Raw genomic sequence first — 11,235 nt, forward strand, 5'->3', positions numbered from 1 at the left:
TCGCGCGCTACTGCGCCGCGGCCTGTGCCGGCGCGGTTGTCGCAGGCGCGGGGGCGATACGCAGCAGCTTGCCGTCGGGTGCCGGTGCATCCACCAGCACGTAAAGTGCGCCATCCGGCCCCTGCCGCACGTCGCGGATGCGCTGGTTGCGTTCGGTCAGCAGGCGTTCTTCGTGCACCACGCGGTCGCCTTCCAGCTCCAGCCGGATCAGCGCCTTGGCCGCCAGCGCGCCCAGGAACAGATTGCCCTTCCAGCCCGGCAACGCGTCGCCGGTATAGAACGCCATGCCGCTGAGCCCGGGCGATTTCGCCCAGACATGATGGGGCTGCTCCATGCCCGGCGCCGCCGTACCCTGCGAACCCGGTACGGGGCGGCCGCTGTAATCGATGCCGTGGGTGATCACGGGCCAGCCGTAGTTGAGGCCGGCCCTGGGCAGGTTGAGTTCATCGCCGCCCATGGGCCCATGTTCGGTGGCCCACAACTGGCGCGTCACCGGGTGCAGGGCCGCACCCTGCACGTTGCGATGGCCGTACGACCAGATCTCGCCACGGGCACCTGCGCGCGACACGAAGGGATTGTCCGCGGGCACCGCGCCATCGGGACGGATGCGCGCGATCTTGCCGGACAGCTTGTCCAGCTCCTGCGCCGTGGCCGCACCGACGCGGTTGTCGCCCTGGGTGACGAACAGGTTGCCCTGGTCGTCGAACACCAGCCGTGCACCGACGTGGGTGCCGTGCGAGAGCTTGGGCTCCTGCCGGTACACGACGCTCGACTCGACCAGCGCATCGCCCTGCAGCTTGCCGCGCACGACCGCCGTCCCCGCCTTGTTGCCGCGGAAATTGGGCTCTGCGAAGGCCAGGTAGACCCAACCGTCCTGCGGGTAACCGGGCGACAGGGCGACGTCCAGCAGACCGGCCTGTCCATCGACGAAGATCTCCGGCAACCCGGTGACGGGTGCCGACACGCTGCCGTCGGCGGCGATCCTGCGCAGTCGTCCTGCCCGTTCGGTGACCAGCATGCCGCCCTCGGGCAGGAAGGCGAGCGACCAGGGATGGTCGAGGCCGACGACCTGTTCCGACACCACGAAATCCTGCTTCTCCGACGCGTAGGCCGTTGGCACCGGATCCTGCATCGAGCGGGGCGGTGCGGCGGGCGCCGCGACGGGATCGGCCTGGCGGCACGCCGCCAGCGCCAGGACCAGCAGACACAGGGACAGACGCATCGTGGACTCCTGTCGGCAGGGTTGCAGGGCCGCGATGGTAGCACCGGCGGATCGTCCGCCAGCCCCCCGTCCAGATGGCCGGTGATACGCGGAACCGCCGTTCATGTGAGCAGCAACGGAACAAGAAGCGTTGGGGAAACCATGCCGCAGAAGCAGCAGATCAAAACCTTCATCCTGCAGAACTTTCTCTTCTCGGATGATCCTTCCGCCGTGGGCGATCAGGATTCGCTGATCCAGGGCGGCATCATCGACTCGACGGGGATCCACGAGCTGGTGTTCTTCCTGGAGGACGCGTTCAAGCTGCAGATCGCGGCGGAAGAGATGACGCCCGCCAATTTCGACTCCATCCAGACCGTCGACGCGTTCATCTCGCGCAAGCTGGCCGGCTGACCCGTCGCGCACGCCGTCGCCATGGAGCGCCTCGCCACCCGACTCGCGCGGATCGCCCGTACCACGCCGCAGCGCACCGCGATGATGGAGGGCGAGCGCACGATCGACTACGGCACGTTCTGGTCGCAGGCCTCCGGCTTCGCGCATCACCTGCGCCAGGCCGGATTGCGGGCAGGCGAGCGCGTGGCGCTGGTGCTCCCGAACAGGATCGAGGCCGCGGTGGCCCTGTATGGCATCTGGCTGGCCGGCGGCGTCGCCGCACCGCTGAATGCGCAGGCGCGTTCGCGCGACTTCATGCCCTGGCTGCGCCACTGCGGTGCGCGCTTCGTGGTGCATGAAAGTGGGCATCGCGACATGGAGCAGACCTTCGCGCAATGGGAAGACGCGACACCCGCGCCGCAGGCGATCGCGCTGGCGCCGGACGGCGGCCTGCCCGCGGTCAAGGGCGACGAAGACTGGCCGCAGCGCGATGCCGACGACACGCTGGCGCAACTGCTCTACACCTCGGGCACGACCGGCGAGCCCAAGGGCGTGATGCTGAGCCATACGAATCTCGCCGCCAATACCGATGCCGTCATCGCTTACCTGGACCTGACGCGCGAAGACGTGATCGTCAGCGTGCTGCCGTTCTACTACGCCTATGGCGCATCGGTGCTGCATACCCATCTGGCCAGCGGTGCGTGCCTCGTGCTTGGCCCCGGCATGGTGTTCCCGATCCAGGTGCTTGACGCGCTGCAGCGCCACCGCGCGACCGGGTTCTCCGGCGTTCCGTCCACCTATGTGCTGTTGATGGAGATGCTGGAGCGCCGCAGCCACGACCTGTCTTCGCTGCGCTACCTGACGCAGGCGGGAGGCGCGATGGCGCCTGCGGTCGCCGACCGCGTCCGCGCGGTGCTTCCGGATGCGCGCCTGTTCCTGATGTATGGCCAGACCGAAGCCACGTCGCGGATCAGCTGGCTTCCGCCGGAACGTCTGGACGACAAGCGGGGCTCGGTCGGCATCCCCGTGCAGGACACGCAGTGGCGCATCCTGCGCGAGGACGGCAGTCCTGCCGCGACGGGCGAAGCAGGCGAAGTCTGCGTGCGCGGTCCCGGCATCATGCAGGGCTACTGGAACCACCCCGCCGGCACCGCGTCGGTCCTGCGCGATGGCTGGCTGCATACCGGTGATCTCGGCCATGTCGACGCCGATGGTTATCTGTTCCTGCAGGGCCGGCGCAGCGACATGATCAAGACCGGCGCCCACCGCGTGCACCCCAACGACGTGGAAGAAGTCATCGCGGAGCTTGCCGGCATCCGCGAAGTGGCCGTGGTCGGCGTGGACGACGATACGCTGGGCCAGGTCATCAAGGCCTTCGTGGTGGCGGACGAGTGCATCCCGCGTGCAGAAGACCGCATCAAGGCGCACTGCCGTGCACGCCTGCCGGCCTACAAGATTCCCCGACACATCACCTTCGTCGAAGCCCTGCCGCGGACTGCATCCGGCAAGGTCAGACGCATCCAACTGACGGAGCAGACCACCACGCCATGAGCCAGCTCGATCACCATGTCCTCGACATCGACTACCAGAGCGAAGCCGACCGCATCGCCGCACGCCTGCGCGAGATCACCGCGCGCCAGCTGCACAGACGCGGCCTGGTGGTCGCGATTTCGGGCGGCATCGACAGCTCCGTCAGCGCCGCGCTGGCCGTGCGCGCCCTGGGACCGGATCGCGTCTTCACGCTGATCCTGCCCGAGCGTGATTCCTCCGACGACAGCGCCGCGCGCGCACGCATCCTCGCCGAACACCTGGGCGTGCGGACCGAGACGGTGGACATCGCGCCCGCGCTGGCAGCGATCGGCTGCTACCGCGCGCGCGACGAAGCCGTTCGCAACACGCTGCCCGAGTATGCCGAAGGCTGGAAGTTCAAGATCGTCATCGACGGCGGCACGGAAGGCCGCATCAACCGTTTCCGCCTGGTGGCGCAGTCGCCGGACAGCGTATTGCACGAACGCGACCTCGCCCTGGCCGACTACCTGACCATCGTCGCTGCCACCAACTTCAAGCAGCGCATCCGCAAGACCCTGGAGTATTTCCATGCCGACCGCCTCAACTACGGCGTGGTCGGCACGCCCAACCGCGTGGAGTACGACCAGGGCTTCTTCGTCAAGAACGGCGACGGCTCGGCGGACGTCAAGCCGATCGCGCACCTCTACAAATCGCAGGTGTACGGCATGGCACGCCATCTCGGCCTGCCCGAGCGCGTCTGCGCCGCCATACCGACCACCGACACCTACAGCCTGAGCCAGGGCCAGGACGAGTTCTACTTCGCCCTGCCCTACCAGCAGATGGACCTGGCGTTGTGGGCCCTCAACCATGACAGGCCGGCGGGCGAACTCGCCATCGCGCTGGGCATCACGCCGGCGCAGGCGCAGGCCGTCTACGACGACATCCGCAACAAGCGCCGCACCACGCAGTACCTGCACATGGCGCCGGTGCTGGCCGGCGACGTCCCGGAACTCGGCTGAGCGATGAACGTCGCCCCCCCCGCCCCGCAGTACCTCGTGCAGGCCGGTCACCCGGCGCGCGATCGCGAGACGGTGCTCGCGCTGTGGCGGGGAAACCTGGGCCAGGACGCCCGGATGACCGCGAAGTACGAGTGGTTCTACCTGCGCTGCCCGCATGGCGAGCCGCTGCTGCAGTTGCTGCTCGATGTCCCGACGCAGACGCATGCGGGCACGGCATCGGCTGGCAGGCGCCGCCTCGTGTGGCAGGGGCGCGAACTGCGTGCAGGCGTACTCGTCGACCTCGCCGTGCTGCCCCAGCATCGTTCGTTGGGGCCTGCCCTGATGTTGCAGCAGGGATTGATCGCGGCTGCGGACGAAGCGCTCGATGTTCTCTACGGCTTCCCGAATCCCAAGGCCGCCCCGGTGTTCAAGCGGATCGGATATGCCCAGTCCGCGCATCTGGTGCGCTACGCACGCGTGCTGCGCCATGCCCACTATCTTCGCAGTCGCCTTCCGGGCTGGCTCGCATCACCTGCGGGCTGGGCCGCCGACAGGGTCGTCGCGCTCCGCGATGCATGGTCGCGCCTGCGCGGGCCGGCGTTGCGCTCGGCATGGGCGGACCAGGCCGATGCCCGCATCGATGCGGTGTGGGCGGACTCCCACAAGGGCGACGATGTCATGGCGGTACGCGATGTCGGCCATCTGCGCTGGCGCTTCGACGAGTGTCCGCTGGCGACCACCCGCTATCTGCTGGTGAAGCGCGCACGCGACCGTGCCCTGCAGGCCTGGTTCGCCGTGCAGCGCATCGAGGGTACGCTGCATGTACGCGACTTCTGGTCCCTCGACGGTGCCCACGGCATGGCGGCGATGCATGTGGGGGAGCTGCTTCGTGCAGCACGCAAGTCGGGCTGCGCGGCTGTCTCGGTGGAGATGTGCGCATCGGACGCGCAACGCGAGGGGTGGCAGGCGCTGCATTTCGTCGAGCGCGGACGGAGACCGGTGTTCACGCGCTGGAGCTCGTCAGGCGAACCGGCAGCCGCCGCGTCGCTGTTCCTGACCTCGGCGGACGAAGACGAATAACACGCACGCGACGCGCGTGCGTGGCAGCCTCAGGCCAGGCGACGCGCCTGGCGTCGGAACAGGTACAGCGCCAGCCAATCTTCGCGGAACCGCCCCTTGGCATCGACGACCGCATCGGTTTCGAAGCCCGTTCTGCCCAGCAGCCAGCCAACTCCCTTCGTCGTGGGATTCAGTACCGGCACGCTGGTGAACAGCAACTCGTAACCGGCTTCGCGCGCGCGCTGCGCGATGGCGGCATCGAATGATCCATGCGGGAACGACATCGACTCCGCATTGGCATGCGGTTGCCCCAGCTGCCGGGCAAGCGATGCGCGTGCACCGGCAAGTTCCGCGTCCAGATCATCCGCCAGCTTCATTGGTGCATGAGTCTTGCCATGCAGGCCCAGGGCCACGCCCCCGGCTTCAAGCTGATGCAGTTCCTCGACCGTGACCATGTGGCGGTGCCCATCATCGAGCCGCGCCATGAAAGGCGCCAGCACGCGCGCGCGGACATCCGCCTCCAATGCTTCGAGGCGCGCGATCACTTCGCGCAGGGCGCCTATGGTCTCATCGACCTCGGTCCCTGGCGCCTCGCCAGCCGGCAACGCAGCCGCGAGTTCGCGCACCCCCAGCGCTCCGCGCCGCCACGCGCCGATGAGGCGTTCCTGGAAGAAAGGCTGCCGGGTTCCCACCGCATCGGCCACCACGAACAGCAGCGCCGGCAAGCCAGCCCGCTTCAACGCGGGGAGCGCGTAGTGGGCATTGTCGGCCCAGCCGTCGTCGAAAGTGATCAGCAGGGATCTCGGCGGCAGGGCTGCGCCCGTCCTGCGCGAGGCCAGCACCTGCTCCAGCGACACCACGCTGTAGTGGCGGCGGAAGAAGGCCAACGACTGCTCAAGCCAGCGTGTGGCAAGCGTGTAGTCCGGGTCGCAGGTCGCCCAGCGCGGATCGTCCGGACTCAAGGTACGATGGAACATCACCACCGTCAGGCTGTCCGCATTGCGCAGCCGGTGATAGAGGCCGAGCAGACCGCTCGTATACAACAGCTTCTTGGAGACGTCCTTCAGCATGGCGCCCGACATCGAAGTTTCAGTGATTATACCGACGTACAACCGCCGGGACCTGTTGCCGCGCGCCATCGATTCCGTACTCGCGCAGACCCGCCGCATCGACGAGATCATCGTGGTGGACGACGGCTCCACCGACGGCACGGCCGACATGCTGCAGGCGCGCTACGGCGAGCGCGTGAAGCACGTATGGCAATCCAACGCCGGCGTCTCGGCTGCGCGCAACCATGGCCTCCGCCTCGCCCGTGGCCGCTATCTCGCACTGCTCGACAGCGACGACGAGTGGCTGCCGGAGAAGACCGCACTGCAGGTGGCATTCCTCGAATCCAGGCCGGACTTCGGCATGGTCGTCTGCGACGTCGAGCGCATCGATGGCGATTACCGCCATATCGACGTCTTCCATCGCCGCGATGTGATCCGTGAGGATGGCTGGGCGCTGCGATGGTTGTTGCACAACCCGGCGTTGGTTCCGGCGTCGGTCATGCTCCGCCGGCAGGTGGTGGACCAGTTGGGCGGGTTCGATGAGACATTGCGCACTGCCGAAGATCTCGAGTTCCATCTCAGGGTCGCACGCCACTGGCCGATCGGCGTCGTCGAACAGGCCCTCGTCCGCGCGATGCGCGGGCACGAAGGCCTGTCGGCAGCCAGCAGCACGTACGACGATTATGTCCGCGTGGTCGAAGCCGCGGTCGCCAGTGCCCGTGGCGCGCTCGACGACGGCGAACTGGACGCGGCGCTCGCCGGCACCTATCTCCGCAATGCGCGCGGCATGCTGATACGCCGTCGCTGGGCTGCGGGCGCCAGGCTGGCCAACCGCGCCTGGCGGTTTTCCCGGGACAGGGGACAACGTCGCGAGATCCTGGCCCTGTTGCCGTTCGGCCTGAAACGCTTCCTGCGCGGATTGCTCCCGGCCGGTTGAATTCCCTTTCCGCATGGCGCGGCCTCAGCGCGCGCCGCGGCCGAACAACACGACCTCTACGGTCTGAAGCAGGATCATCACGTCGAACACCAGGCCATGGTTCTTGACGTAGAAGAGATCGAACTTGAGCTTCTCTTCCGCATCGCGCACCGAAGCACCATAGGGGTAGCGCAGCTGCGCCCATCCGGTCAGGCCAGGCTTGACGCTGTGCCGCACACCGTAATAGCGCACTTCATCGTTGAGCATGTCGACGAAATGCGGACGCTCGGGCCGCGGGCCCACGAAGCTCATGTCGCCACGCAGCACCGCGATGAGCTGCGGCAGTTCGTCCAGGCGCGTCTTGCGGATGAAGCGTCCTACCCGCGTGCTGCGGTCGTCATCCTTGCTCGCCCAGATCGCGACACCGCCTTTCTCGGCATCCACCCGCATGCTGCGGAACTTGGTCAACGTGAAATGGCGCCCACGCTCGCCCACGCGCGTCTGGCTGTAGAAGACAGGCCCGCCCGACTCGAGCCAGACAGCGAGGCCTACGAGGACCATCAGCGGCCAGCTGACCAGCAGCAGCGCGCCTGCGGCGAGCAGATCGAAGAAGCGCTTGCTCAAGCGTCGTGGCGTGGAGTAGTCGAAGCCGCCCGAGAACACGAGCCACGAGGGATCCACGGCATTGAGTTGCACCATGCCCGCTTCGCGTTCGAAGAAGCTGGACAGGTCCACCACCGAAATTCCCTGCTGCACGCACTGGAGCATCTGCTCCATGGGCAGCCCGCCGCGACGCTCATCGGGTGCGATCACCAACTCATCGATCAGCAGGCGTTCCGTGAGGGCGTGGAGTCCTTCGTCCCCCATGTGGACCAGCATGTCCTCCTGTACATGCACGGGCTGGCCCGGCACCGGCACGAATCCCACCACCGAGAACGTGCGACGGTCCGAGCGGCGACGCATGCAGGAATTGATGAGGTCCGCGTTGCGGCCGGCGCCGAGAATCAGGACGCGCTGCTTCAGTACGTCCGAATGGAACACCCGCACCCACCCGATGCGCACCACCACGATACTGACCACCCCGATGCCCAACGAAATGGCCAGCACGCCGCGACCGAGATAGGCCTGGGGCACCAGGTAGTACAGGACGACGAGCGCGATGCCGCCAAACGCGAACGAAAGCGCAAGGCGCAGCGCGAAGTCCATGCGCGTATGCCGGACATGGGTCTGGTAAAGACCGAAGGCGGTCATGGAGCCGGTGATCGCCAAAGCCACCAGTGCGGCCCGCCATGGCGTTTGCTCCAGGAACATCACCTGGTATTCCGGATCGGTGTGGAAGCGGATCCACGCCGCTGCCATCACGGCCGCGAACAGTACGACCACTTCCCCCAACCACAGGAACCGGATGACCCGGTCCTTGCGGCTCTTGTGCGTTGCCTTCATCGACGTCCCCTGCTGCCGTACCGGCCAGCACCCCCGGCCCGTACCGCGATACGTTTCATTCCGTCGCCACGCGGCCATCCCCTTCCGGGGAAGACCATCGCTCTGGCTCCGGCACGTCTTCTTACCTCCGACACATCTCCTCGAACGTGACTTTCCGTCGCTGGCGGACAGCGGAACAAGAAAAAAGCCGCCCCGAAGGGCGGCCTCTGGTCGTAACTGGGGAAAACGGACCCACTGCGTCAGCGGCGGAGAACGACGCCCCTTCTATAGCGTGCTGCGGGCGCCTGTCGCCAGCGCGGCCGCTCGCGGACGGCCGGCAGCGTGGCCGGCGCTGGCGCGGCAACGGCCGGCTGCGACGCGGTCACCGGCTGTGCCGCCGTTCCGGCGGGGCGTGAAGGGATCAACGGTTGGGATCCATTCACCCGGATCGGGTCGGAGACCTGGTCAATGTCGAACTGTTCGAATGCCCCGACATCGATGCGGTTCTCCAGCAGAAGACGGGCGTGCGCGTCCCCGATCGCGAGCTTGGTCCGCAACGGCGGATCGAATGCCGGCAGCAATTGCGGCGACGGGAACGGGAACGCAGCCGGCGTGACGGGGGTGTTGTTGCCCGTGTTCAACAGCGGGCTGCCCGCGCGAGGGCGGAGATTGCGCTGCGCCAGATCGACGAACATCGGGTCGCTCCCCCGCAGGGTACCCGTCCACTCCGTCGGCACCATCGCCGCCGCTGTCTGCACCCAGTTGTTGGAGCCGGCGACCTTGCGGCCATCCGACCAAGGCTCCCTGCTCTGCGGGCCACAGTAGGGCGTATCGACATTGCTCGCGGGATTCTCGCGGACGATGCTGGGCGCACTGCCCGCTGCCGGCTGGTAGATCACGTTGTTGTGCATCTCCAGCGAGCCCTGGCCCAGCTGGACCAGTACGGCGTTGGCCGTGCCGGAACGGTCCATCAGGATGGTGTTGTTCACCAGGCGCGTGCGGCCCTGGTTGCGTCCGTTGAGATCGCCGCCGATGCGCAACGCATTGCCCGAACGGCTCGTCGAGCGATGGATGATGACGTTGCCGACGAGTTCGGCATCTTCGCGCCGGAGATCCGCGGTCCAGCCGGACTTCTGCGTCTCGCAGTCGGGTCCGATCAGCTCGACTTCATGCAGGTCCGATCCCTCGATCCAGTTGTAATGGATTTCGGCACGCTGGTGGCGTACACGCACCAGCACGCCGCCGGTGGCGCTGTGCACGTAGTTGTAGCGCATCTTGAACACGGTGTCCGGATAGGCCACCTCGTCGGACTGCATGTAGATCGCATGCCGGCGGTCGCCCTGTCCCGAGCGGGCGATCTCGCTGTATTCGAGCGTGAACGACCCGGAGTTCTGGTCGGCGCCCAGGATGCCGTGCGAGGGACAGTCATGCACGTATGCATCGCGCACCGTGGCGTTGTGGGCTTCGCTGAAAATGCAGGAACTCGTTCCGCCGGTCACCTCGAAGCCTTCGAACACGACGTGATTCGACTGCTGGAACTTGATGGTATGGCTACCCCCCGACAGCACGGGTCGGGTCGCCCCGGCGACGCGGCGCCACCTGATCGTCACCGGACTGGCTTCGGTACCGCTGTCGTCGCTGCCCACCACGATATTGCCGGCATAGGTCGCATTGCCGTCCACTTCGACGATGTCGCCCGGCGCAAGATTGACGCTGTTGAAGAGGGTCGTCAGCTGCGTGTAGGTGCGCCCCGGACCAACGTTGTAAGTTGCGGCGGCCGCGCTCAAGGGGACAGCCGCCAGCAGCCCCAGCCCAAGCAAGGGTTTTGAGAAATGCATCAAATGGACTCCCGCGATTGCTCGCGTTCTGTTGTTTCCCCTGCCGGATCATTGTCCCGACGCGGGCGTGAACAACCCGCTAATCCAGACCTTCAATGGGCACTGCGGGTGAGACGCGCGCCCCATTTCGGCGATCGGACCTGCCTTCAAGTACGCGAAGGACCGCCGAAAGCGGCCGCAGGCATCGTGCTGAAGGAATCTTTTCGATCAGGTTATTGACGGGTGAAAGTCGTTCGTGCAGAATTCCGCGTCTAACGAAACGCGCCCGTAGCTCAGCTGGATAGAGTACCTGGCTACGAACCAGGCGGTCGGGAGTTCGAATCTCTCCGGGCGCGCCATTCTCGAAACAGGCTGACTTAGGTCAGCCTGTTTTTTTTCGCCCATCCGAAGACAAACACCGCTTCGTTCGAAAAAAAAAGCCCCGCAATGCGGGGCTTTTTCAAACTGGCGGAGTGAGAGGGATTCGAACCCTCGATAAGGCTTTTGACCCTATACTCCCTTAGCAGGGGAGCCCCTTCGGCCACTCGGGCATCACTCCGGTTTTTTCGCACGTTGCAGCCATGCTGCAGCGGCCGCCTAGGATAGCGACTCGCCGCGCGGGCGGCAAACAAATTCACTCCGAAGTGACGTTTTCCGAACCTGCAGGTGACGCGATCTCTTCACCGCGCTGGATGCGCTGGTAGATTTCTTCGCGATGCACGGCCACATCCTTGGGCGCGGTGATACCGATACGCACCTGATTTCCTTTCACGCCAAGCACGGTCACTGTGACCGAATCACCGATCATCAGGGTTTCGCCGACACGGCGGGTCAAGATCAACATGTTTCTTCTCCGTAATCCGGCAAGGATAGT

At 66.2% G+C, this 11,235-nt stretch carries 10 protein-coding genes and 2 tRNA genes; 6 read left to right on the top strand and 6 right to left on the bottom strand.

The window, feature by feature from the left end:
- Window positions 1-7: 7 nt before the first annotated feature.
- Entirely contained in the window at window positions 8-1,222 is a 1,215-nt protein-coding gene (locus OY559_RS13220; RefSeq protein ID WP_277726708.1) for a PQQ-dependent sugar dehydrogenase, read from the bottom strand.
- Between the two features lie 105 nt (window positions 1,223-1,327).
- Between OY559_RS13220 and OY559_RS13225 the strand changes: the two genes are divergently transcribed.
- Genes OY559_RS13225 through OY559_RS13240 form a run of 4 tightly spaced genes read left to right on the top strand, consistent with a single transcriptional unit; the run spans window position 1,328 to window position 5,178 of the window.
- Window positions 1,328-1,612: an acyl carrier protein gene (locus OY559_RS13225; protein WP_277726709.1), complete on the top strand. Its 285-nt coding sequence runs from the start codon at window positions 1,328-1,330 to the stop codon at window positions 1,610-1,612.
- 21 nt (window positions 1,613-1,633) lie between these two features.
- Window positions 1,634-3,142: a class I adenylate-forming enzyme family protein gene (locus tag OY559_RS13230; protein WP_277726710.1), complete on the top strand. Its 1,509-nt coding sequence runs from the start codon at window positions 1,634-1,636 to the stop codon at window positions 3,140-3,142.
- A complete protein-coding gene (nadE, locus tag OY559_RS13235; protein WP_277726711.1) occupies window positions 3,139-4,119 on the top strand; it encodes an NAD(+) synthase in 981 nt (326 codons plus the stop codon). Before OY559_RS13230 ends, nadE begins: the two co-directional genes overlap by 4 nt.
- 3 nt (window positions 4,120-4,122) lie before the next feature.
- Window positions 4,123-5,178: a GNAT family N-acetyltransferase gene (locus OY559_RS13240; protein WP_277726712.1), complete on the top strand. Its 1,056-nt coding sequence runs from the start codon at window positions 4,123-4,125 to the stop codon at window positions 5,176-5,178.
- A 29-nt stretch (window positions 5,179-5,207) separates the two neighbouring features.
- On the opposite strand, the gene OY559_RS13245 is transcribed toward OY559_RS13240, so the two are convergent.
- Window positions 5,208-6,227, bottom strand: coding sequence for a polysaccharide deacetylase family protein (locus OY559_RS13245; protein WP_277726713.1), 1,020 nt, complete (start codon window positions 6,225-6,227; stop codon window positions 5,208-5,210).
- Here OY559_RS13245 and OY559_RS13250 point away from each other — a divergent pair.
- On the top strand, window positions 6,226-7,143 hold the full coding sequence (locus tag OY559_RS13250; protein ID WP_277726714.1) for a glycosyltransferase family 2 protein: 918 nt from the start codon (window positions 6,226-6,228) through the stop codon (window positions 7,141-7,143). The two genes, OY559_RS13245 and OY559_RS13250, sit on opposite strands and share 2 nt — an antisense overlap.
- 24 nt (window positions 7,144-7,167) lie before the next feature.
- Here the strand turns inward: OY559_RS13250 and OY559_RS13255 are convergent, their stop codons facing one another.
- Together OY559_RS13255 and OY559_RS13260 are read right to left on the bottom strand one after the other, a co-directional pair.
- The gene (locus tag OY559_RS13255; RefSeq protein ID WP_277726715.1) at window positions 7,168-8,565 is read right to left on the bottom strand and encodes a TIGR03013 family XrtA/PEP-CTERM system glycosyltransferase; all 1,398 of its coding nucleotides are present in this window, start codon (window positions 8,563-8,565) and stop codon (window positions 7,168-7,170) included.
- A gap of 239 nt (window positions 8,566-8,804) precedes the next feature.
- Window positions 8,805-10,382, bottom strand: coding sequence for a right-handed parallel beta-helix repeat-containing protein (locus OY559_RS13260; protein ID WP_277726716.1), 1,578 nt, complete (start codon window positions 10,380-10,382; stop codon window positions 8,805-8,807).
- 261 nt (window positions 10,383-10,643) lie between these two features.
- Between OY559_RS13260 and OY559_RS13265 the strand changes: the two genes are divergently transcribed.
- Window positions 10,644-10,720: transfer RNA gene (locus OY559_RS13265), tRNA-Arg, on the top strand.
- A 107-nt stretch (window positions 10,721-10,827) separates the two neighbouring features.
- Here the strand turns inward: OY559_RS13265 and OY559_RS13270 are convergent.
- A tRNA-Ser gene (locus OY559_RS13270) sits at window positions 10,828-10,920 on the bottom strand.
- A 75-nt stretch (window positions 10,921-10,995) separates the two neighbouring features.
- The gene (gene csrA, locus OY559_RS13275; protein ID WP_142124622.1) at window positions 10,996-11,205 is read right to left on the bottom strand and encodes a carbon storage regulator CsrA; all 210 of its coding nucleotides are present in this window, start codon (window positions 11,203-11,205) and stop codon (window positions 10,996-10,998) included.
- Window positions 11,206-11,235: the final 30 nt, after the last annotated feature.

It is taken from the genome of Pseudoxanthomonas sp. SE1 (genome assembly GCF_029542205.1).
Classification (GTDB): Bacteria; Pseudomonadota; Gammaproteobacteria; order Xanthomonadales; family Xanthomonadaceae; genus Pseudoxanthomonas_A.

Coding starts and splice junctions, on each gene's coding strand:
- OY559_RS13220 (WP_277726708.1), bottom strand. CDS start 1,222: ATGCGTCTGTCCCTGTGTCTGCTGGTCCTGGCGCTGGCGGCGTGCCGC.
- OY559_RS13230 (WP_277726710.1), top strand. CDS start 1,634: ATGGAGCGCCTCGCCACCCGACTCGCGCGGATCGCCCGTACCACGCCG.
- nadE (WP_277726711.1), top strand. CDS start 3,139: ATGAGCCAGCTCGATCACCATGTCCTCGACATCGACTACCAGAGCGAA.
- OY559_RS13240 (WP_277726712.1), top strand. CDS start 4,123: ATGAACGTCGCCCCCCCCGCCCCGCAGTACCTCGTGCAGGCCGGTCAC.
- OY559_RS13250 (WP_277726714.1), top strand. CDS start 6,226: ATGGCGCCCGACATCGAAGTTTCAGTGATTATACCGACGTACAACCGC.
- OY559_RS13245 (WP_277726713.1), bottom strand. CDS start 6,227: ATGCTGAAGGACGTCTCCAAGAAGCTGTTGTATACGAGCGGTCTGCTC.
- OY559_RS13255 (WP_277726715.1), bottom strand. CDS start 8,565: ATGAAGGCAACGCACAAGAGCCGCAAGGACCGGGTCATCCGGTTCCTG.
- OY559_RS13260 (WP_277726716.1), bottom strand. CDS start 10,382: ATGCATTTCTCAAAACCCTTGCTTGGGCTGGGGCTGCTGGCGGCTGTC.
- csrA (WP_142124622.1), bottom strand. CDS start 11,205: ATGTTGATCTTGACCCGCCGTGTCGGCGAAACCCTGATGATCGGTGAT.